Source organism: Streptomyces ochraceiscleroticus (genome assembly GCF_000720485.1).
In the GTDB taxonomy this organism is placed as follows: domain Bacteria; phylum Actinomycetota; class Actinomycetes; order Streptomycetales; family Streptomycetaceae; genus Streptomyces; species Streptomyces ochraceiscleroticus.
In genome coordinates, this window is record NZ_JOAX01000013.1 from 54091 (window position 1) to 75697 (window position 21607).

Consider the following 21607-nt stretch of genomic DNA (forward strand, 5'->3'; position numbering starts at 1 on the left):
GGTACTCCTGCGGCTCAGAAACCCGGCCCGCCCGGACGGTCGCCCGCTGCCGCGAGGCGTCCCCACAGCAGGTCCGCGAGATGCTGTACCAATTGCGCTCGCGAACACGGCTGCTCGCGCAGCCACCAGTCGCCGGCCGCGTGCATCATCCCGACGATGCCGTGGCCCCACACCCGCGCCAGCTCGTCGCCGACCGGTCCCAGGTCCACCCGCTCGGCGATGACCTGCGCGAGCTCCTCGCCCATCCGCCGCAGCAGGGGAGCGGAGTGCCGGCCGACGTCGAAGCCGCTGTCGGGTGTCTGTCCCTCGTCGGACGGATGCATCAGGAAGCGGTAGACCTGCGGCCTGGCTTCGATGGCCGAGAGGTAGGTGTCGAGGGTGGCCTCGACCCGGTCCCTTCGCGGTACGGGAGAGTCCAGCGCGGCCCGCAGGCCGGCGAGGAGGGCGTCGGTGTGGCGTACGGCGAGGGCGCGGTAGAGGCCGCCCTTGTCGCCGAAGTGCCGGTAGAGGATCGGCTTGGTGATCCCGGCCTCGGCCGCGATCGCGTTCATCGATGCTTCGGGGCCGTCGCGGAGCACCACGCGGTCCGCGGCCTCCAGCAGCTCGCGTCGTCGGCGCTCACTGGCCGTACGGCGGCTCTCCTGTGTCATTTCCATTCGTCCGGCTCCCCGCCCTGGTGACTTCGTGCTGTTCGCGCAACGTAACACCCTGTCCATCGGACGGGAGATATCGGTCGCTGAGGTTGACAGTGCTTACTGGTGAGTAACAGACTGTTGTTACCGCAAGTAACGCACTGCTGGAGGGGTCATGGCCGAGTTCATCATGGAACTCAACGACGAGCAGAAGGAAGTCCGGGACTGGATCCATGGATTCGCCGCGGACGTCATGCGCCCCGCCGCCGCCGAGTGGGACGAGCGCGAGGAGACCCCCTGGCCGGTGATCCAGGAAGCGGCCAAGATCGGAATCTACTCGCTCGACTTCTATGCCCAGCAGTACTTCGACCCCACGGGCCTCGGCATCCCCATGGCCATGGAGGAGCTCTTCTGGGGCGACGCGGGCACCGCCCTGTCGATCGTCGGCACCGGCCTCGCCGCGGTCGGCGTCCTCGCCAACGGCACCGAGGAGCAGATCGGCACCTGGATCCCGCAGATGTACGGCGACGTGAACGACGTCAAGGTCGCGGCCTTCTGCTCCTCCGAGCCCGACGCCGGCTCCGACGTCGCCTCGATGCGTACGCGTGCCGTGTACGACGAGGCCAAGGACGAGTGGGTCCTGAACGGCACCAAGACCTGGGCGACCAACGGGGGCATCGCCAACGTCCACGTCGTCGTCGCGGTCGTCGACCCGGAGCTGGGCTCCAAGGGCCACGCGTCCTTCATCATCCCGCCGAACACCCCCGGCCTCTCCCAGGGCCAGAAGTTCCAGAAGCACGGCATCCGCGCCTCGCACACCGCCGAGGTCGTCCTCGACAACGTCCGCGTCCCCGGAAGCTGCCTGCTCGGCGGCAAGGAGAAGCTGGACGAGCGGCTGGCCCGCGCCCGTGAGCGCGCCAAGGCGGGTGGCGGCGAGCGCGTGAAGAACGCCGCGATGGCCACCTTCGAGGCGTCCCGCCCGGCCGTCGGCGCGATGGCGGTCGGCACCGCCCGCGCCGCGTACGAGGAGGCCCTCGAATACGCGAAGACCCGCGAGCAGTTCGGCCGCCCGATCATCGACAACCAGGGTGTCGCCTTCCAGCTCGCCGACATGCGTACGTCGATCGATGCGGCCCGGCTGCTGGTCTGGCGCGCGTCCTGGATGGCGGTCAACGGCAAGCCGTTCACCGCGGCCGAGGGCTCGCAGTCCAAGCTCTTCGCGAGTGAGACCGCGAAGAAGGTCACGGGCCAGGCCATCCAGATCCTCGGCGGCAACGGCTTCACCCGCGAGTACCCGGTCGAGCGCATGCACAGGGATGCTGCGATCTACACGATCTTCGAGGGCACGAGCGAGATCCAGCGCCTGGTGATCGCGCGGACGCTGGCGGGGATGCCGATCCGGTAACGCCGGTGGGGATGCCGATCCGCTGACGCTGGTCGCCGCGCACAACGGGCCGGAACACACGGTGTGTTCCGGCCCGTTGCGCTGCGCGGGCCGTGCTGATCGGATCACCGGCATGGACACGACTCCACCGGACTGGGACCACTGCGGGATCGGGTCGTCCGCTGACGATCCGGGCGGGTGCCGGGGCGTACGGGCGGCCGGCACCCGGTGCCTGGCACACCTCGAACCCGCCGATCGCGAGGCGTACTTGGTGGGGCTCCGGCCCGGTGCGGATCTCGACTGCCGCGGGGTGACGTTCGACGCGGAGCTGATCAGGGATCTGCTGGCGCGGCTGCGCGGCGACGATGGCAGGCCGGTGTGCGGGGACGCCCTGTTCACGCAGGCGCGGTTCACGGAGGACACGGACTTCTCGCGCGTACGGTTCGACGGCGAGGGCGTCTTCGAGGGGGCGCATTTCGAGGCATCGGTGGTCTTCGACGGCGCGCGTTTCGAGCGGGGCGGCTGGTTCGTCGGGGCGTCGTTCGCGGGGGCCGCGGGATTCGGTGGCGTACGGTTCGCGGCGGACGCCGGATTCGGGTCGGCGGATTTCCGCGAAAGGGCGTGGTTCGGTGGCGCCCATTTCGGCGGCCGGGCGTGGTTCGGCGAGACGGTTTTCCACGGTGAAGCGGAATTCCTCCGGGCGGTCTTCGCCGGTGGTTGGGTGGGGCCTTTTGTGTGCCACGGAACGCTCGGGATGGTCGAGGCGGAATTCCGTAACGCCCTGCAGATATCCGTCATGGCGGCACGGATCGATGCCCGTTCCGCGCGTTTCGAAGGGGCCGTGGCACTGCGCGCGCGATGGGCCACGGTCGATCTCACCAATGCCGTCCTGCTGTTCCCGAGTTCGGTGGCGACCGACCTGTCCACGCCCCGTCATCCCGGCGAGGAAGCGCTCTCGGACGTCCATGACATCGAGGTGTCGATCGCCTCGATCCGCGGGGTCGACGCCTCGATGCTGCTGCTCAGCGACGTGGATCTGACCCGCTGCCGCTTCTCCGGCGCACACCATCTCGACCAGTTGAGATTCGAGGGGAAATGGCGGCTCTCCGCCGCTCCCCGAGGCGTCCAATGGAGCCGAGGAATTCCTCGCTGGTGCACCAAGCGCCAGATCATCGAGGAAGAGCGGCAATGGCGTACGTCGCCCCGTCGCCGCCGTCCGGCACGGCACGCCTGGGGTGATCCGCCGGAATCCCCGGACGACGTACCGGGGCTCGCCACGCTCACCACGACCTACCGCCAGCTCCGTAAAGCACGCGAGGACGCGAAGGACGAGCCCGGGGCGGCGGATTTCTATTACGGCGAAATGGAGATGCGCCGGTACAGTCACCGGCCGCGCAAGGCGGAGCGCTGGCTGCTGCAGGCGTACTGGCTGCTCTCCGGATACGGCCTGCGTGCCTCCCGGGCCCTCGTCGGGCTCGGCCTCGCGATGGCGGCGACGATCGTGCTGATGGTGGCGTCCGGGCTGCCGGACACGCCCGCACGCCCCTACCCGGCGAGCGCCGGCGTCCTCGGGAAGCAGCATCCGCGGCTCCAGCGGCCCTTCCTGGACCGGTTCACGGGGGAGCGCGCCGAGAAGGCCGCCGACGTGGTCATCCACTCCGTGGTCTTCCGCACCAGCGGCCAGGACCTGACCACCGCCGGTACGTACATCGAGATGGTGTCCCGCCTCACCGAGCCGGCCCTCCTCGGCCTCGCCGTGCTCGCCGTCCGCGGCCGCATCAAGCGCGGCTGACCCTCCCGCGCCGCCCACCCCCACTTTCCGCACATTCCACGCCCTCCCCGGCCCACCGGCCGGGGAGGGCGTCGTGCTGTCCGGGCGCGCCTCGGCTGAAGGATGCGGTCCGGTCTTGACGGCTGCCGCGTCTCGCTCTACTTTCGTCTTCCATAAAGCAAAACAAGTTTTCCAAGATGCGGAAACAGCGAGTTCCGGGCCTTACGCCGGAACGTGTCCGCGTCCTGACAGGCCGACGACGCAGGAGTACTCGATGCCTCGTATGACCGCCGCTCGTGCGGCAGTGGAGATCCTCAAGCGCGAGGGCGTGACCAACGCCTTCGGCGTGCCGGGTGCGGCGATCAACCCCTTTTACGCGGCTCTGAAGGCCGGCGGCGGCATCCAGCACACGCTCGCCCGCCACGTGGAGGGCGCGTCGCACATGGCCGAGGGGTACACCCGTACTCACCCGGGCAACATCGGTGTCTGCATCGGTACGTCCGGCCCCGCCGGCACCGACATGATCACCGGCCTGTACTCCGCGATCGGTGACTCCATCCCGATCCTGTGCATCACCGGCCAGGCGCCCACCGCGGTGCTCCACAAGGAGGACTTCCAGGCCGTCGACATCGCCTCGATCGCCAAGCCGGTCACCAAGAAGGCGACGACCGTCCTGGAGGCCGCGCAGGTCCCCGGCGTCTTCCAGGAGGCGTTCCACCTGATGCGGTCGGGCCGTCCGGGCCCGGTGCTGATCGACCTGCCGATCGACGTCCAGCAGACGGAGATCGAGTTCGACCCCGAGACGTACGAGCCGCTGCCCGTCTACAAGCCCGCCGCGACCCGCGCCCAGATCGAGAAGGCCCTCTCGATGCTGAACGAGGCCGAGCGCCCGGTGCTGATCGCCGGCGGTGGTGTCATCAACGCCGACGCCTCCGACCTGTTCGTGGAGTTCGCCGAGCTGACCGGCATTCCGGTCATCCCGACGCTGATGGGCTGGGGCGTCCTGCCCGACGACCACGAGCTCAACGCCGGCATGGTCGGCCTGCAGACCTCGCACCGCTACGGCAACGAGAACTTCCTGGCGTCCGACTTCGTCCTCGGCATCGGCAACCGCTGGGCCAACCGCCACACCGGCTACAAGATGGACGTCTACCGCAAGGGCCGGAAGTTCATCCACGTCGACGTCGAGCCCACCCAGATCGGCAAGATCTTCGCCCCGGACTACGGCATCGCCTCCGACGCCAAGGCCGCGCTGGAGCTCTTCGTCGAGGTGGCGAAGGAGATGAAGGCCGCGGGCAAGCTGCCCGACCGCGGCGAGTGGGCCGCCTCCACCCAGGAGCGCAAGGCCACGCTGCAGCGCCGTACGCACTTCGACAACATCCCGATGAAGCCGCAGCGCGTGTACGAGGAGATGAACAAGGCGTTCGGGCCGGAGACCCGCTACGTCACCACCATCGGCCTCTCCCAGATCGCCGGCGCGCAGATGCTGCACGTCTACAAGCCGCGCCACTGGATCAACTGCGGCCAGGCCGGCCCGCTCGGCTGGACCATCCCGGCCGCGCTCGGCGTCGCCACCGCCGACCCGGACGCGCAGGTCGTCGCGCTCTCCGGCGACTACGACTTCCAGTTCATGCTGGAGGAGCTGGCCGTCGGCGCGCAGCACCGCATCCCGTACGTCCACGTCCTCGTCAACAACTCCTACCTGGGCCTGATCCGCCAGGCGCAGATCGGCCTGGACATCAACTTCCAGGTCAACCTGGAGTTCGAGAACATCAACTCGCCGGAGCTGGGCGTCTACGGCGTGGATCACGTCAAGGTCGCCGAGGGCCTGGGCTGCAAGGCGATCCGCGTCACCGACCCGAGCGAGCTGGCCGCCGCCTTCGAGCAGGCCAAGAAGCTCGCCGCCGAGCACCGCGTGCCGGTCGTCGTCGAGGCGATCCTGGAGCGGATCACCAACATCTCGATGAGCAAGACCGCGGACATCAGCGATGTCACGGAGTTCGAGGAGATCGCCACCGAGCCGTGGCACGCGCCGAGCGCGATCGCGCCGCTGAAGAGCTGACGCCGTCGGGCCTCCCGCCTGCGCTTCGCACGCGGGAGGCCCGCCCCCACCCCCTGTCGTCCGCACCGGAAGGAAGACCACCCCTCATGGGCTTCACCGACTCCCGTTTCGACGTCAACCTGTCGATCCTCTTCACCGAACTGCCGCTGCTGGAGCGCCCGGCAGCCGCGGCCGCCGCCGGCTTCACCGAGGTCGAGCTATGGTGGCCGTGGATCGACGCGCCGGTGCCCGAGCAGTCCGAACTGGACGCGCTGCGGCACGCGCTGCAGGACGCCGGCACCCAGCTCGTCGGCCTGAACTTCTACGCCGGAGCGCTGCCCGGGCCCGACCGCGGCGCCCTGTCCATCCCCGGCGAGGAGTCCGACAAGTTCCGCGCCAACATCGACGTCGCCGCCGACTTCGCCCAGTCGCTCGGCTGCAAGGCGCTCAACGCGCTCTACGGCAACCGCGTCGACGGCGTCGACCCCCAGGTCCAGGACACCCTGGCGCTGGAGAACCTGGTACTCGCCGCCCGCGCGGCCGACCGCGTCGGCGCGACGCTGCTGATCGAGGCGCTCAACGCGCCCGAGTCGCCGCGCTGCCCGATCGTCTCGGCACCGAAGGCCATCGAGATCGTCGACAAGGTCAACGCGGCCACCGGGCTCGGCAACGCCAAGTTCCTGATGGACCTGTACCACCTGTCCATGAACGGCGAGGACCTCAACGAGGTCATCGACGCCTATGCGGACAAGACCGGGCACGTGCAGATCGCCGACAACCCCGGACGCGGCGCGCCCGGCAACACTCTCCATGAGCAGCAACCTCCCCAAGATCGCGTGGATCGGCCTGGGCATCATGGGCTCCCCGATGGCGGAGAACCTGATCAAGGCCGGCTACTCCGTCACCGGCTTCACCCTTGAGCAGGACAAGCTCGACCGGCTGGCCAAGGCCGGCGGCACCGCGGCCGCGAGCATCGCCGAGGCCGTCCGCGACGCCGACGTCGTGCTCACCATGGTCCCGGCCTCCCCGCAGGTCGAGGCCATCGCGTACGGCCCCGACGGCATCCTGGAGAACGCCAAGTCCGGCGCGCTGCTGATCGACATGTCCTCGATCACCCCGCAGACCTCCATCGACCTGGCCAAGAGCGCCGCCGAGAAGGGCATCCGCGTCCTGGACGCCCCGGTCTCCGGCGGCGAGGCCGGCGCCATCGAGGCCGTGCTCTCCATCATGGTCGGCGGTGACCAGGCCGACTTCGACGAGGCCAAGCCGCTGTTCGACGCCCTGGGCAAGACCATCGTGCTCTGCGGCCCGCACGGCTCCGGCCAGACGGTGAAGGCCGCCAACCAGCTCATCGTCGCCGTCAACATCCAGGCGTGCGCCGAGGCCGTGGTCTTCCTGGAGAAGTCCGGCGTCGACCTCGCCGCGGCCCTGGACGTCCTCAACGGCGGCCTGGCCGGCTCCACCGTGCTGACCCGCAAGAAGGACAACTTCAAGAACCGCGACTTCAAGCCCGGCTTCCGCATCGACCTGCACCACAAGGACATGGGCATCGTCACCGACGCCGCCCGCACCGTCGGTGCCGCGCTGCCCGTCGGCTCCGTCGTCGCGAACCTCGTGGCCTCGCTCCGCGCCCAGGGCGACGGCGGCCTGGACCATTCCGCGCTGCTGCGCGGTGTCGAGCGCCTGTCGGGCCAGCCGGTCAAGGACTGACGTCCGAGGACTGTCACCTGAGAACAGTCTTCCGAGGACAGTCATCCGCGGACTGTCACCTCTCCACGGAGCGCCGTTCGGATCCGTCCGGGCGGCGCTCCGTCGTGCGTACGGCTGAGTACACTGAGCCAACGTTCGTTAAGTACAGGGGAGGATCCAGGTGAGTGCGGAGCGGCCTGCGGGTCAGAAAGCGATCCTCGATGCCGCCCGGCACGAGTTCGCCGAGCGTGGTTACGGCGCGGCGTCCATCCGCGGCATCGCGCGGCGGGCGCAGGTCAGCCTCTCCGCGATGTACCACTACTACGCAGGCAAGCAGGAGCTGCTGCACGCCCTGCTGGACGAGAGCAGCGCCCAGTACTTCGCCTCCTGCGAGGCGGAGCTGGCGCGGGCCGGCGCGGACGCGGGGGAGCGGCTGGCCGCCCTGGTGCGGGCCACCGTCCGGTACCGCGCCGAGCGCCGGCTGGAGAGCAGCCTGCTGCTCACCGAGTGGCGCCACCTCTCCGAAGGCCGGGTGAAGGAGGCGCGGCAGCGGCAGTACGACGGCTCGCGGCTCTTCCATGAAGTCGTCGACGCGGGCGTGGCGCAGGGCGTGTTCCGTACGCCGCATCCGGAGGACGCCCGGCGCAGCGTGATCGCGATGTGCAACGCGGTGGCGCAGTGGTACCGCGCGGGCGGTGATGTCGGAATCGGTGAACTGGCCGAGCGCTACGTCGAGTTGGCGCTCGTACTGGTCGAGTACCGGCCGGCCGGCAGCCTCCCGCGCCGGTCCGGCTGACCCGCGGCGGCAGGCGCCCGGCTGAAGTTCGGACACCTTCGGGCACCGCCTTTTAACGACCGTTCAATTCTCTTTCCCGCCCCTGTCTGCTCCTTCGCGCTGCGCCGCGTGGTCAGATGTCCGACTCGCCGGACGGTTGTTCCCGGTAGAGTCCCGCCGCGTGCGGTCAGCCGTGGGGGGAGGGGCTCCTGTGCCGAAATATGAAGAGCTGGTGGCGTGGGCCGGTGCCGGACAGGTCGTCCGGGCCGATCCGGACGCCGTGGCGAAGTGGCGGATACCGGACCGTCAGAAGGCGTTACTGGTGACCACGGGGATACCGGTGGTGGACAACCTCATCGGCACGGCGTGCTTCCAGCACGAGCCCGAACCGCAGCTGCGCACCCGCGACGGCCGGCTCCTGTACCGGCTGACGCAGAACGCGCACGGCAGCCGTTCGCCCGCGCTGACCTGGGCGTTCGGCGTCGATCCCGACTCCGGCGCGGTGTACTACGTCCTGCCCGACGGCGAGGCGTGGTTCGCCAACTCCTCGATCGAGCTGTGGCTGCGCACGCTGCACCACTATGGGCTGCACGTCAGCCGGTCGGCGGTCCTGAACGACCCGAACGGCGACGAGGGCGCTGCGGTGGCCGAGCTGGGGCGCCTGGCGGTGCAGCTCAAGGCCATCGACCCGCCGGCCTTCGACGGGTTCGTCGGCTACATCTGGGTGGAGTTCCTGGAGAGATGGCTCTGGTGACGCGTCCGGAGAGAGGGCTCCGGTGACGCGTCGGCGATCGGTCTCGGACCTTTACCGATCTCTTTGCGTCGAGTGCGAGTGCCTTTGCGTCGCGTCCCCGGCCGGTGGTCTGTCGTCGTCGCGGTCGGCGGGGGCGGGCCGCCGCTGGTCGGCGCGGTGCGGCAGCGCGGGGCGCTTGCGCGCGTGAGACCTGTGACAGACGTGCAACTCATGTGCCGGATGGGCCGTTTCCGTCACGGGCGGGGGCGACGTGGTACGGGCTGCCGACCCGCTTAACGATCGTTCGCCGTCGGCGGCGCCGGTGTCCAGCGCACCGGCCCAGCCGGCCCGCCCGCCTGCTCCGGTTCGCCCCCGTGCTCGGTGATCTCACCCCGGCCCGCGAGCAGCTTCAGGTGGGCAAGCGTCTCGCCGAGTGCGAAGCGGCGCTGTCCCAGGCCGAACTCCTGCCAGCTCCGGGACCACTTGAGGTGCGCGGCCAGTTCCCACGCGGTGCTGCCGGGCGCCGCCGTGACCGCGGCCAGGGTCTCGGCGAGCCGCTCGGTGTGGTGCCGCGCGAGGTACGCGAGCCGCTGGTCGAGCTGCCGGAAGCGGTACTCGTGCGCGGGCAGCACCTCGGCCACGTCGTAACCGGTCAGCTTGTCCAGCGAGCGCAGGAAGTCCGCGAGGGGGTCACCGACGCTCTGCAGGAGGTACCCGATCGAGGGCGTGATCCGCGGCAGCACATGATCGCCGGAGAACAGGAGCTGCCGCTCGGGGTCATAGAAGCAGGAGTGGCCGGGGCTGTGGCCGGGCGTCCAGACGACCCGCAGGTCCAGGCCGGGGAGGGTGATGCGCTCGCCGTCCTGGAGGAGGACGTCCGGGCGCGGGGCGCGGAACAGCCGGTCGGGGGCCATCATGTCGGCGGTGGCGTCCGCGTCGGTGCCGGACATGCCGTGCTCCGTCAGGTGCCCGACGTACCCGCGCCGCCACTTGTCGTACGTGTCGAGATCCGGGCGCATCGCATGGGCGTCCAGCTCGTGCAGCGCGACATACGCGCCGGAGGCGTCGCGGACCCGGCCCGCCAGACCCAGGTGGTCGGCGTGGTTGTGGGTGACCAGCACCGCCTTGACATCGCGGACCTCGTAACCGATGGCCGTCAGACCGTCGTTGAGCGCCTGCCACGAGATGTCGGCGTCCCAGCCCGCGTCGACCAGCGCGAGGCCGCCGCGCACCTCGAGCGCGTAGACCAGGACGTACCGCAGCGGATTGTCCGGGATGGGGACGGGGAGGGACCACAGGCCGTCCCGGACGCGTTCGACGGGCGGCAGCACGCCGTCCTGCCAGGCCCGCCACTGCACGGTGCCGGTGATCTCGGGTGTCACAGCAGGTCCCGTCCCTTCGACGTACCAGAACGACTGGCGCAAGACCAGATACGCCAGCACGATGACGAACGAGCGTTAAGTTTACAGGCCAACGAATAGGGCGGGGCAGAGGGAGCGCTCCGCGCCCGTAGCTCGTCCACTGTGGTTCCGCAGCGGGGCAGTTGGAGTTGTTCCGCCCCTGGACAGGCCCCTTGGCGCCGCCTTAGCTTATCGATCGTTCGCCTGTACGCGATCTCCGTGCCCCTGCGCCCCGCCCGTCCCGGGCGTGGCCGGGGCCCGTCGCCCGCAGAACCGGCACCCCCCGAGGAGTCGCCCCATGCCGCGTACCGCACTGGACTACCCGCCCCTGCCCGTCGGCGCCGTGCTCGCCGGGGCCGCGCAGCGCTATCCCGACCGGCTCGCGCTGACGGACGGGCAGGAGGGCCTGACGTACGCCGAGCTGTACGACCGGGCCCTGCGGTTCGCGCGCGGCCTGCACGAGCACGGCATCGCGCCCGGCGAGACCGTGCTGCTGATGATCCCCAACTGCCCGTGGTTCCCGGTCGCGTACTGGGGCACGCTGCTGGCCGGCGCGGTCGTCAGCCCCACCAACCCCGCGCAGCCCGCGGCCCCGCTGGCGGCGCAGCTCGCCGATTCGGACGCCCGCGCGGTGATCGCGTACGCGGGCGCGCTGCCGTCCGTCTACGCCGCCGACGCGCCCGGCGTGCGCCTCACCGCCGTCGTACCGGGACCGCGCAGCAGCCCCGGCGCCCTCCCCGAACCCCCGGCCGGCCGTACCGTGCTGTCCGCCGAGGAGCTGCTGACGCACGGCAGAGCCGAGCCAGCAGGGCGGCGCCCGGAGGACGTGGCGCACCTGGCCTTCACCGGAGGCACCACCGGCCGGTCCAAGGCCGTCCGCGTGCTGCACCGCAACGTGATCGCCAATGTCGCCCAGACCGTCTGGGTACGGGCCGCCGGCCGGCTGTACGACGCGGACGGCGTGCTCGGCCTGGCCCGCGACGAGGCGGCCGCGACGCCCCACCAGTCCGTCCCCGGCACCGAGTCGACGATCTCCGTGGCCCCGCTCTTCCACGCGATGGGCCTGGTCGGGATGGTCGCGCACACCGTCATCGGCACCACGGCCGTGCTGCACACCCGCTTCGACCCCGCCCGCTACCTCGACGACATCGAAGCCCACCAGGTGGCCATGGTCGGCGGTTCGCCCACGATGTACCGCGCCCTGCTGGCCTCCCCGGCGAGCAACGGGCGCCGCCTGAAAAGCGTACGCAACATCAACTCCGGTGCCGCGCCCATGGACTCCGGAACCCGGCAGCGGCTCACCGAACTCTTCCCGGACGCGCTGTACAGCGAGGGCTACGGGCTCACCGAGGCGACCATGGCGCTGGCCATGTGGCCACTGGACGCCGCCGCCGGGACCCCGCACGGCACCGTCGGCGTCGCACTCCCGGACACCGAGCTGTCCATCCGCGACCTGCTCGACCCGGAGCGCGAACTGCCGGTGGGGGAGACGGGCGAGCTGTGGGCGCGCGGCCCGCAGGTCACCGACGGGTACCAGGGCCACCCGGAACTCACCGCCGAGCAGTACGCCGGCGGCTGGCTGCGCACCGGCGACATCGGGCGGCTGGACGAGCGGGGGCACCTCTTCCTGTCGGGGCGCGCCAAGGACATGCTCATCTACAAGGGGTACAACGTCTATCCGCTGCACCTGGAGGACATCCTTGCCGGGCATCCGGCGGTGGCGGCGGTCGCGGTGATCGGCGCGCCCGCCGCGGACGCGGGCGAGATACCGGCCGCCTACGTGGTCCTGCGGAACGGTGCGGCGGCCACGGCGGACGAGCTGATGGGGTACGTCGCCGAGCGCGTCGCCCCGTACCAGCGGGTGCGCGAGCTGCACTTCACGGACGCGCTGCCGGTCTCGGCGGCGGGCAAGGTGCTCAAGACCGCGCTGCGCGAGCGGCACGCGGCGCGGACGGCGGAGTAGCCCGCGAGCGGAAGATCACGGCCGCCACCGCACCGGTGCGGTGGCGGGGCCCGGCCGCTAGCGTCATGCCGTATGCAGACGACTCTGAACGGCGCCGACGTGTTACTTCGCCCCGCCACGGCGGACGACATCCCCGTCCTGGCCGCGATCCGGGGCGAGCCCGAGGTGTACGCGCGCTGGCGCGGCGGGAAGGACCTGGAGTCCGAGGTCGCCGATGACCTCGCCTCGCCCGGCAAATTCACGTACGCGATCGAGTACACGGGCCGGATCATTGGCGCGATCCAGTGGTCGCAGGAATCGGATCCGGACTATCGGCACGCGAATATCGACATCTATCTGACGTCGGCGCTGCACGGCCGGGGGCTGGGTACCGACGCCGTGCGCACGCTGGCGCGGCACTTGCTGACGGAGCGTGGTCATCACCGGATCACGATCGATCCGGCGGCGGACAACGAGGCGGCGATCCGCAGCTATCGGAAGGCCGGCTTCCGGCCGGTCGGGATCATGCGCCAGTACGAGCGCGGACCCGACGGCACCTGGCACGACGCGCTTCTGATGGACCTGTTGGCGGCGGATCTCACGAACTGAGCGGTGTCGGCGGCCCGTCGGAGGGGTATGTCGCTGACACGCTTCTGGCATATGCCAAACGGTCGCTGCCGCTGTCGGATGCGATCGCGATGGCAACAGGGCGTGAAACAGGCGCTGTCGGCGGTGGGCGGAGAAGGGGGAATTAAGTTCATCATCGATCAGGACGAGCTGTTCCGCGGCGCTCCATGACAGATATATGCGTAGTTGAATGGGGCGCAGCGCGCTCGCCGGGAGGTGCGGCGGCGCGGCTGGGCCGGTGTGCGCACGGAGGGAACCGGAACCTGTCGTGCGGGAGTGGCACAGAGTGGCACGAGACAACTTGGGACGGCTTGTCCGGCCGTCGGCCGGTGTCGGAGAGGAACGATTTTTCCCATGCATGATGTGACACGTTCGACCCCTTCCGCTGAAACGATTCCCCGCTACGCTCGCTCCTCCCCGGAAGCGTTCGGCCCGGCCGCCGGCGCTCAACCGGAACACCCGGCACGCCCCCTCGTCCCGCTGATGTCGAGAGAAACGAGCCCCTCGCGATGACGTACACCGCCAGGACCGCATTTGGCGACTTCGACCAGGCCCTCGCCCTGGAACCCGGCCGCTACGAGAGGGCCCGTCGCCGGCACCGCCAGATCACCGCGGCGCTGAAGAACGTGGGCCTGATCGAAAGTTCCTGCCTCCAGGGCAGCTTCGCGCGCAAGACCCGCATCGCCCCGCTGGACGACATCGGCATGGTCATGGTCTTCCACCGGCGCTTCGCCCGCCTCGTGAAGCGCCCCGGCGGCGCCGCCGACGCCATGGCGATGCTCTGCGACACGGTCACCGAGGCGTTCCCCGGCTCCCGGTTCGGCGACGAGGACCGCACCTCCCGCGCCCTCCAGGTCACCTTCGCCGACCTGGACGTGACCTTCGGGCTGACCCCGGCCCTCGCCGACCCGCGCTGCACCGACCTGCTCACCGCCAACTGGGAGCGGGACTCCTGGGAGCGCTCCACCGTCCGTACGCTCAACCGCGTCATCGGCCGGCACGACCACGCCACCGACGGCCGCTTCGTCCACCAGGTCCGCATGCTCAAGGCGTTAAGGGGCGGCCACCCCGTACTGCGCGAGACCGGCGGTCTCCTGTGGGAGGCGCTGGCCTACGAAGCGGTCTCCGGACCGCGGCAGCACACCGACGCGGTCGCCGGCACCCTCGCCCACGCCGCGCAGGCCGTCACCGGCCCCGTCATGGATCCCACCGGCTCCCAGGACCTCACCGCCGACTGGACCGAGGCAGAGCGCGCGGCCCGCGCCGAGGTGCTGGCCGCACTGGCCGCGCAGGCCGCCGAGGCCCGCCGCCGGGAGCAGGCCGGCGATCACACCGGCGCGATCGGGCTCTGGCACGGCGTGTTCGGGGCGCCCTTCCCGACCGTGGCCGACGCCCGCCGCGCCGAGACGGCCGGCGGCACCGGACACCGCGCGACCCGCCGGCGCAGCGTGCCGATTCCGCGCGCCCGCTCCTTCAGTCCCTTCCTGGGCCGCCCGGTGACCTGGTCGGTCTTCGCCGGTACGACGAGGTCGCTGTGAACTGAGGCGCGCCGGCGGGCCGCACCCGCCGGCGGGCGAGGAGACGGTGGCTCAGCCGTTCAGCCCGGCGAAGAGACGGTGGCTCAGCCGTTCCCGGTCGCTCAGCCGTTCCGCAGATGCGCGCACCGGGGTGCGGCCGCGTGGACGGCCGCGGTGTCCGGCGCCGGAGCCGGCGCGGCCACCAGGGCCAGGTCGTTGGCGTCGGTGAAGTACGGGCGGACCCGCGCGCGGGCCGCGCCCTCGCCGCGGAACGCCGACGGATGGGTGTCGATGTCCTTGCGCGCGACGATGTCCCCGCCGATCCGTCCGATCCGTACGGCCATGCCGCCCGGCAGCACCAGCCGCAGGTCCCAGAACTCCCGGTCCAGCGGCGCCGACCCGGCCACCCGGCCGGTGAAGTCCTCGTGCGGCAGCAGTACGCAGAACCGGCCGGCGCCCAGCTCCGTCGCGGGCAGCCGCAGCACCGTCGGCCGCGCCCCGCGGCGCGTCGCCGTCACCACCGCCTCCGCCGCCGGCTCCGCGCCCAGCAGCTCGGCCTCGACGTAGGTGACCGAGGGCCCGACCGCGACCCACACCGCCTCCGCGTGCGCGGCGCGCTGCCATACGCGCAGCGCCAGCCGCCCGCCGTCGGTGGCGTACGGGATCCAGGACCGCACCGCGCCGTCGGCTACGTCCGGGGCCCGGCCGACCAGCGCGGCCCGCTCGACCATCGTGGACCGCACGGGCCGCAGCGCCCCGTCCGCGCGCCGCCGTACCCACGCCTCCCAGTGCCCCTCGGCGAGCGGCACCCGCGCCAGCCGCAGCCGGACCCGGTACGGGCCGCCGCGGCCCTCCCGTACGGGCGGCGGCAGCGGCACCCGCAGCTCCTCGGCGGAGTTGCGGCGGCGCAGTACCAGGTCGGCGGGGCCGGTCAGTCCCGCGGCGGGGAACGTCAGGACCAGCGCGCCGTCGTCGGCCACCGCGCAGCGCGCCTCGGGGCGCAGCTTGCGTGCCGTGCCGTCGGCCCGCGCGGCCGCCGCGGGCGCGACCTTCCGCAGCACACCGAGCAGCGGCCCGGCGGTCACCGGCTGCTGGAGCAGCGGGCGTGCCATCCGCCGGGCGAGCGCCTTGCCCGCGCGCAGCGCCCTGGCCTGCCCCGCGATACCGGCGTACCCGCCCAGCGCATGCGCCCCGGTGAGCTTCTTCCGCGCCTCCGGAGGAGCGCAGCACTTGCCGGTCTTCGCGACGAGGTCCTCGAAGAGCTTGACGTAGGCGTGGGCGATGGCCGAGGGCGCGTAGTCCAGCGCCTTGGCGCGCGCTGCCGCGGCCATCGCGGCCCGCCGCTCGTCGTCCGCGATCAGAGCGAGCAGCGCCGCGGCGAACTCCTCGGCGTTCCCCGGCTGGACGAGCAGCCCGTCCACCCCGTCGGAGATGATCTCGCCGGGCCCGAACGGGCAGTCCGTGGCGACCACCGGCAGCCCGGCGTGCATCGCCTCCACGATCGTCATCCCGAAGGACTCGCCGTCCGAGGAGACCGCCGCGATCGACCCCTTGGCCCACTCCGGCTCGATCGGCGCGTGCGCGCCCATCATCGTCACCTGCTCGCACAGCCCCAGCTCATGGATGCGGGAGCGCAGCGCCCGCGCCTCGGGGCCGCGCCCGTACAGCCGCAGCCTCCAGTCGGGCCGCTGCTCCACCACGCGGGCGAACGCGTCGATCAGCAGCCGGTAGTTCTTGATGCGGATGAGCCGGCCGGCCGCGACCACCAGCTTGTTGCGCCCCGAGGAGGGCGAGACGTCCGGCTGCGGCACCGCGTTGGGGATGCAGCGGATCTCCGTGGTGACGTCGGGCAGCGCCTCGCGGTAGATCCTGGCGTCCTGCCGGGACACCGTGACGAAGGCGTCCAGGTGGGCCACCGCCGCGTTCTGCGCCGCCCGCACCTCGGGCCGGTGCATGTCGTGGGTGAGGTGCTCCTGCCCGACGAGCAGCGCGCGGGCGGGCCCGAAGCGGGCGAGGTACACATTGATGCCGGGCCGCGTCCCGATGATCACGTCCGCGTCGGTGTCCCGCAGGTACTCCTCGATCCGCGTGTCGACCAGCGCGCTGCACCGCTTGTACGGGCCGTCGCAGGCGGGGTAGACGCGCGAGGGGTTGCCCTTCGGGTCGTGCGCCGGATCGAAGCCGGGCCGGTCCGCGCGGGCCTCGACCAGCGGCACGATCCGTACCCGCGGATGGACGGGCAGGGCCGGGGCGGCCCGGGACCTGATCATCGAGACGATCTCGACGTCGTGCCCGGCGTCCGCCAGCGCGCCGGAGAGGTTGACGGTCGAGCGGATGGTGCCGCCGATGCCGTAGAGGTTGAAAAGGAGGAAGCACACCTTTAGGCGGCGCGCTGCCCACACAGGGGGCGGAGGACATGCCGCCGCTTCCCGGACCATGCCTGACACGACCACATCGCCACGCTTCTCCACAGAACCGGAGAATATGACGTGAATTGATACTCTATGAGTTTTCGCGCGAGCGTGTCGCGAACCTGCCCCCCGAACGGCCGGTATGCATCGTGCCTGGTGGCAGGGGTGACGCGCGGCGCCGACGGGTCGCGGCGTACGCCGGGGGCTCGGGTGTTTCAGGCCGCGTCGAGGGGTGCGGGGCGATGCGCGAGTACCACCGCTCAGGGGCTCAGTCCCGGCCCGCGGTCTTCTCGCGGGCCCGGAGCACGGCGATGGTGCTCCGGCACCAGTCGTGATGTTCCCGCTCGAAGCCCAGGCCGCGCAGGCAGGTGAGGTACGGGCCGATGCGTTCGCCGGTGCGCAGGAACTCCGCCTCCTCCAGATCACCGCGGAGATGCCGGAGGATCTTGGTGAAGAGGTCGGTCTTCGCGGCGGCGACCGCCATCCGCTCCTCGAGCTGTGCGATCACCGGCCCGGCGTCGACCCGGTCCACGGCCTGCACCTTCACCAGCAGGTCGTCCCGGATGAAGGACGGCTTGGCGGCGGCCGCCGCGAACCGCTGCAGCTCGGCGAGGCCCGCGTCGGTGACCGTGAAGAGGCGCTTGGTGGGCCGGGTCTCCTGCACCACCTGCCGCCCGGTGACCAGCCCGTCTTTCTCCAGCCTGGTCAGCTCGGCGTACAACTGCTGCGGCTGCGCGTGCCAGAAATTGGCGACGCCGACGTCGAACGCCTTGGCCAGTTCGTAGCCGCTGTACTCGCCGTCGAGCAGCGCGGCGAGCACCGCGTGGCGGAGCGCCATCGCACCCGACCCCTTTCCCTTTCCCGAAGGCTTGTGCATCATCATAGTCATCAATCTGACTACTCATGATTCTGACTATTCGCGGACCGGTCCGATGCCGACCGGCGAGCTGTCGAGAGAAGGAGCGGGGAATGGTGCAGCAGACGGCGGACCGGTTCCGGGCGGCGGTGGAGAAGGGCGACATCGGGGCGATCGAGGAGCTGTTCGCGTCGGACGTGCGGTTCTACAGCCCGGTGAAGTTCACCCCCTTCGAGGGACGTCCGATGGTGATGGGGCTCTTCGGGGTGTTGCTGCGCACGTTCGAGGACTTCCGGTACATCGGGCGCTTCGAGGGAGCGGCGGAGTCGAGCGCGCCGGCGGCGGCCGGTGACGGCGGCGGAGCGATGGACGCGAGCGTGCTCCTCTTCCGTACGACCGTGCGCGGGAAGGAGATCCACGGGATCGACCTGCTGCACTTCGACGAGGACGGACTGATCAAGGAGTTCACGGTCATGGTCCGGCCGCAGTCCGCGGTGGCAGCGCTCGGTGCCGCGGTATACGAAGGGCTGGTCGCGGACGGGCTGGTGCCGGGGCCGGACGCCGCTCCGCAGAGCTGACGGCCGGCCCCTGGCGAAGCCGTTCGCCGACGGGCTCAGGCGGGTGTCCGCTCCGGGGACGGGTCCCGCGGGGCGGACGCAGTTGTTCCGCCGCCCTCGATCAGCCGGCGGATCCCGAAGGTGGCGACGGTGGCGACGGCCATCGCGGCGACCAGGAACCACAGGCCCGTCACGGCGGAGCCGGTGCGGTCGGTGATGACACCGATGCCCATCGGTCCGAAACCGCCGCCCAGGTTGCCGACCGCGTTGATCATCGCGATGCCGGACGCGGCCTGAATGCCCGTCAGGAAGCGGGAGGGCAGCGTCCACAGGACGGGCTGGCCCGCGTAGAGGCCGACCGCGGCGAGGCTCATCAGGGCCACCTGCACCACGTGGTTGCCGACCAGCGCACTGCCCGCCAGGCCGGCCGCGCCGAGCGCCGCACACCCGGCGAGCCATGGATAGCGCGACCCGCCGCGGTCGGCGAGCTTGGGGACCACGTACAGGCCGATGGCCACGAAGACGTACGGGATCGCCGTGATGAAGCCGGTGGCCGTCGTGGACAGCCCGCCGAAGCCGTCGACGATCGTCGGCAGCCAGAAGCTCAGTCCGTAACAGCCCAGCGGGAAGCAGAGGAAGTACAGGGCGAGGGCGACGACCCGACGGTCCCGCAGCGCCCGCAGCGGACTGCCGTGCGTGGCGCCCATGGCATCGGCCTCGGCGGCGAGCTCGGCGGCGATCCATCCCCGCTCCTCCGTACTCAGCCAGCGCACGCCCTCCGGCCCGTCGGGCAGCAGGCGCAGCGTGACGAAGGCCAGTACGACGGCCGGGGCGCCCGTCGCGATGAAGATCCACTGCCAGCCGTCCAGCCCGAGCGTGCCGTGCAGCCCGCCGAGCGCGCCCATGTACGGATTGCCGAGGATGAAGGCGAGCGGCTGGGACATCATGAACCAGCCGACCATCCGGGCGCGGTAGCGGTACGGATACCACTTGGTGAGGAAGTACAGCACGCCCGGGTAGAAGCCGGCTTCGGCGAGGCCGAGCAGGAAGCGGGCGAGGTAGAACTGCCAGGTGGTGCTGACCGCCGCGGTGAGAATCGTGACCAGGCCCCAGCTCAGCATGATGCGGGTGAACCAGCGGCGCGCGCCGAACCGTTCCAGGTAGATGTTGCTGGGTATCTCGAACACCGCGTACGCGACGAAGAACGCGACCTGGCCGAGGGTGAACGCGGCGTTGGACAGGCCCAGTTCGTGCTGGAGCGTCAGTTTGGCGAAGCCGACGTTCGAGCGGTCGACATAGGCCACGAGATAGAGCAGGACAAGGAACGGCATCAGCCGCCAGGTGACCGCCTTCATCGCTTGCTTCTCCACGCGGCTCTCCACTTCGTCGGTTTGTTCGTCGTTGAACTCTGGACGCGGCGGGACCGTATCGTGCTTTGATAGCACCATTGAAGGGGGCGGCAGGACACGGCTTGGACACGGCCACCCCGCACCGCGTCGGAAGGACTTCACATGACCGTGAACGACCGGCAACCCGCCGGCGCCAACCCGCTCCGCTCCCGCGCCTGGTTCGGCGACGGCGGCAAGAACGGCTTCATCGCCCGGCACTCCCTGCGCGCCATGGGCCGCGGCGGTCACAACTTCGACGGCCGCCCGGTCATCGGCATCTGTAACACCTACTCCGAACTCACGCCCTGCAACGGCCACTTGCAGATCCTCGCGGACGCCGTGAAGCGCGGCGTACTGCAGGCCGGCGGCTTCCCGCTGGAGTTCCCCGCGATGTCGCTCGGCGAGCCGATCATGCGCCCGACGACCATGCTGTACCGCAACCTCGCCGCCATGGAGATCGAGGAGCAGATCCGCGCCAACCCCCTGGACGCCGTCGTCCTCCTCACCGGCTGCGACAAGACCACTCCCGCGGCCCTCATGGGCGCCGCCAGCGCCGGCGTCCCCGCGCTCGTCTTCACCGGCGGGCCCACGCTCAACGGCCGCTTCCGGGGCCGCGCCGTCGGCTCCGGCACGGACGTCTGGCGGATGACCGAGGAGCTGCGCGCCGGCACTGTCACCCAGGAGGAGTTCACCGAGTTCGAGACCGCGCTCACCCGCAGCGCCGGCCACTGCATGACCATGGGCACCGCCTCCACGATGGCCTGCCTCACCGAGGCGCTCGGCATGATGGTCCCCGGCGGCTCCGGGCTGCCCGCCGTCGACTCCCGCCGCGGCACCCTCGCCGAGGAGACCGGCATGCGCGCCGTCGAACTGGCCGGCTCCGACCTCACCCCGCAGCGCATCATGACCCGCGCCGCCTTCGAGAACGCCATCCGCATCAACGCCGCCATCGGCGGCTCCACCAACGCCGTCCTGCACCTCCTCGCCCTCGCCGGACGCCTCGGCGTCCCGCTCGCGCTGGACGACTTCGACCGCCTCGGCGCCGAACTCCCGCTGCTCATCGACCTGATGCCCTCCGGCCGCTTCCTGATGGAGGAGTTCGCGTACGCGGGCGGGCTGCCGGCCCTGATCAACGACCTCCGCGACCACCTGCACCACGACACCGTCACCGTCACCGGGCGCAGCCTGGTCGACAATTGCGCGGGCGCCGAGGTGCACGACCGCGAGGTCATCCGCCCGCTCGACCGGCCCGTCCAGCCCGCCGGCACCGGCACGGCCGTACTCCGCGGCAACCTCGCCCCCGACGGCGCGGTCATCAAGCAGTCCGCCGCCGACCCCAAGCTGCTCAGCCACACCGGGCCCGCGCTCGTCTTCGACTCGCTGGAGGACTACCTCGCCGTCGCCGAGGACCCGGACCTCGACATCACCGCCGACACCGTCCTCGTCGTCCGCAACACCGGCCCGAGGGGCTACCCGGGCATGCCCGAGGTCGGCAACGTACAGCTCCCCAAGAAGCTGCTCGACGCGGGCGTCCGCGACCTGGTCCGCATCTCCGACGCCCGGATGTCCGGCACCGCGTACGGCACCTGCGTCCTGCACGTGGCGCCCGAGGCGGCGGTCGGCGGCCCGCTCGCCCTCGTCCGCACCGGCGACTCCGTACGCCTGGACGTGCCGGCCCGCCGCCTCGACGTCCTGGTCGGGGACGACGAACTGGAGCGCCGCCGCGCGGCCTGGCAGCCGCCCCGCGCGCCCGCGGAACGCGGCTGGAGCTACCTCTACGACCGGCACGTCACCCAGGCCGACACCGGCGTCGACCTGGACTTCCTGCGCGGCGCGACCGACTCCACGCCGCCCCGGCAGGCGTTCTGACCCCGTACCGCCACG

At 71.1% G+C, this 21607-nt stretch carries 17 protein-coding genes; 12 read left to right on the forward strand and 5 right to left on the reverse strand.

Features of this window, described 5'->3' with window-relative positions; all coding sequences use genetic code 11:
• Positions 1–14 precede the first annotated feature (14 nt).
• Positions 15–656: a TetR/AcrR family transcriptional regulator gene (locus IG84_RS0117540; RefSeq protein ID WP_030257809.1), complete on the reverse strand. Its 642-nt coding sequence runs from the start codon at positions 654–656 to the stop codon at positions 15–17.
• A 151-nt stretch (positions 657–807) separates the two neighbouring features.
• On the opposite strand from IG84_RS0117540, the gene IG84_RS0117545 reads away from it, so the two are divergent.
• From IG84_RS0117545 to IG84_RS39895, 7 genes are all read left to right on the forward strand, one after another.
• Complete coding sequence (locus tag IG84_RS0117545) at positions 808–2037, forward strand: acyl-CoA dehydrogenase family protein (protein WP_031057733.1); 1230 nt, start codon at positions 808–810, stop codon at positions 2035–2037.
• A gap of 112 nt (positions 2038–2149) precedes the next feature.
• Entirely contained in the window at positions 2150–3808 is a 1659-nt protein-coding gene (locus IG84_RS0117550) for a pentapeptide repeat-containing protein (protein WP_031057736.1), read from the forward strand.
• Positions 3809–4061: 253 nt separating this feature from the next.
• Positions 4062–5849, forward strand: coding sequence for a glyoxylate carboligase (gene gcl, locus IG84_RS0117555; protein ID WP_031057740.1), 1788 nt, complete (start codon positions 4062–4064; stop codon positions 5847–5849).
• An 86-nt stretch (positions 5850–5935) separates the two neighbouring features.
• A complete protein-coding gene (locus IG84_RS0117560; protein WP_051861882.1) occupies positions 5936–6748 on the forward strand; it encodes a TIM barrel protein in 813 nt (270 codons plus the stop codon).
• Positions 6639–7538 carry a 2-hydroxy-3-oxopropionate reductase gene (locus tag IG84_RS0117565; protein WP_031057747.1) on the forward strand — a complete coding sequence of 300 codons (900 nt, stop codon included), beginning with the start codon at positions 6639–6641 and terminating at the stop codon, positions 7536–7538. The genes IG84_RS0117560 and IG84_RS0117565 overlap by 110 nt, the downstream gene beginning before the upstream one ends.
• A 160-nt stretch (positions 7539–7698) precedes the next feature.
• Complete coding sequence (locus IG84_RS0117570) at positions 7699–8313, forward strand: TetR/AcrR family transcriptional regulator (protein ID WP_037800428.1); 615 nt, start codon at positions 7699–7701, stop codon at positions 8311–8313.
• Positions 8314–8503: 190 nt separating this feature from the next.
• Positions 8504–9046, forward strand: a complete 543-nt coding sequence (locus tag IG84_RS39895; RefSeq protein WP_031057753.1) for an SUKH-4 family immunity protein — start codon at positions 8504–8506, stop codon at positions 9044–9046.
• Between the two features lie 272 nt (positions 9047–9318).
• Here IG84_RS39895 and IG84_RS0117580 read toward each other — a convergent pair whose 3' ends face one another.
• Positions 9319–10407, reverse strand: coding sequence for an MBL fold metallo-hydrolase (locus IG84_RS0117580; protein ID WP_063761812.1), 1089 nt, complete (start codon positions 10405–10407; stop codon positions 9319–9321).
• Positions 10408–10723: 316 nt separating this feature from the next.
• Between IG84_RS0117580 and IG84_RS0117585 the strand changes: the two genes are divergently transcribed.
• The 3 genes from IG84_RS0117585 (at position 10724) to IG84_RS0117595 (ending at position 14532) form a co-directional block, all read left to right on the forward strand.
• Complete coding sequence (locus IG84_RS0117585; RefSeq protein ID WP_031057758.1) at positions 10724–12388, forward strand: class I adenylate-forming enzyme family protein; 1665 nt, start codon at positions 10724–10726, stop codon at positions 12386–12388.
• A gap of 72 nt (positions 12389–12460) precedes the next feature.
• The gene (locus IG84_RS0117590; protein WP_031057761.1) at positions 12461–12976 is read left to right on the forward strand and encodes a GNAT family N-acetyltransferase; all 516 of its coding nucleotides are present in this window, start codon (positions 12461–12463) and stop codon (positions 12974–12976) included.
• Positions 12977–13503: 527 nt separating this feature from the next.
• Positions 13504–14532 (forward strand): SMODS domain-containing nucleotidyltransferase, encoded by a 1029-nt coding sequence (locus IG84_RS0117595; protein ID WP_031057766.1) that lies wholly within the window; start codon positions 13504–13506, stop codon positions 14530–14532.
• A gap of 101 nt (positions 14533–14633) precedes the next feature.
• On the opposite strand, the gene IG84_RS0117600 is transcribed toward IG84_RS0117595, so the two are convergent.
• Positions 14634–16889, reverse strand: a complete 2256-nt coding sequence (locus IG84_RS0117600; RefSeq protein WP_051861885.1) for a glycosyltransferase — start codon at positions 16887–16889, stop codon at positions 14634–14636.
• A 301-nt stretch (positions 16890–17190) separates the two neighbouring features.
• Positions 17191–17760, reverse strand: coding sequence for a PadR family transcriptional regulator (locus tag IG84_RS0117605; protein WP_031057771.1), 570 nt, complete (start codon positions 17758–17760; stop codon positions 17191–17193).
• Between the two features lie 131 nt (positions 17761–17891).
• On the opposite strand from IG84_RS0117605, the gene IG84_RS0117610 reads away from it, so the two are divergent.
• A complete protein-coding gene (locus IG84_RS0117610; protein ID WP_031057774.1) occupies positions 17892–18356 on the forward strand; it encodes a nuclear transport factor 2 family protein in 465 nt (154 codons plus the stop codon).
• A gap of 35 nt (positions 18357–18391) precedes the next feature.
• Here the strand turns inward: IG84_RS0117610 and IG84_RS0117615 are convergent, their stop codons facing one another.
• A complete protein-coding gene (locus IG84_RS0117615; protein WP_031057777.1) occupies positions 18392–19705 on the reverse strand; it encodes an MFS transporter in 1314 nt (437 codons plus the stop codon).
• Between the two features lie 141 nt (positions 19706–19846).
• On the opposite strand from IG84_RS0117615, the gene IG84_RS0117620 reads away from it, so the two are divergent.
• Positions 19847–21592: an IlvD/Edd family dehydratase gene (locus IG84_RS0117620; RefSeq protein WP_031057779.1), complete on the forward strand. Its 1746-nt coding sequence runs from the start codon at positions 19847–19849 to the stop codon at positions 21590–21592.
• The last annotated feature ends 15 nt before the right edge of the window (positions 21593–21607 follow it).

Bases quoted from the DNA above. Each gene is read 5' to 3' on its own strand.
- IG84_RS0117610 (WP_031057774.1), top strand. From the start codon at position 17,892: ATGGTGCAGCAGACGGCGGACCGGTTCCGGGCGGCGGTGGAGAAGGGC.
- IG84_RS0117605 (WP_031057771.1), bottom strand. From the start codon at position 17,760: ATGGCGCTCCGCCACGCGGTGCTCGCCGCGCTGCTCGACGGCGAGTAC.
- IG84_RS0117565 (WP_031057747.1), top strand. From the start codon at position 6,639: ATGAGCAGCAACCTCCCCAAGATCGCGTGGATCGGCCTGGGCATCATG.
- IG84_RS0117545 (WP_031057733.1), top strand. From the start codon at position 808: ATGGCCGAGTTCATCATGGAACTCAACGACGAGCAGAAGGAAGTCCGG.
- IG84_RS0117585 (WP_031057758.1), top strand. From the start codon at position 10,724: ATGCCGCGTACCGCACTGGACTACCCGCCCCTGCCCGTCGGCGCCGTG.
- IG84_RS0117540 (WP_030257809.1), bottom strand. From the start codon at position 656: ATGGAAATGACACAGGAGAGCCGCCGTACGGCCAGTGAGCGCCGACGA.
- IG84_RS0117620 (WP_031057779.1), top strand. From the start codon at position 19,847: ATGACCGTGAACGACCGGCAACCCGCCGGCGCCAACCCGCTCCGCTCC.
- IG84_RS0117590 (WP_031057761.1), top strand. From the start codon at position 12,461: ATGCAGACGACTCTGAACGGCGCCGACGTGTTACTTCGCCCCGCCACG.
- gcl (WP_031057740.1), top strand. From the start codon at position 4,062: ATGCCTCGTATGACCGCCGCTCGTGCGGCAGTGGAGATCCTCAAGCGC.
- IG84_RS0117550 (WP_031057736.1), top strand. From the start codon at position 2,150: ATGGACACGACTCCACCGGACTGGGACCACTGCGGGATCGGGTCGTCC.
- IG84_RS0117560 (WP_051861882.1), top strand. From the start codon at position 5,936: ATGGGCTTCACCGACTCCCGTTTCGACGTCAACCTGTCGATCCTCTTC.
- IG84_RS0117595 (WP_031057766.1), top strand. From the start codon at position 13,504: ATGACGTACACCGCCAGGACCGCATTTGGCGACTTCGACCAGGCCCTC.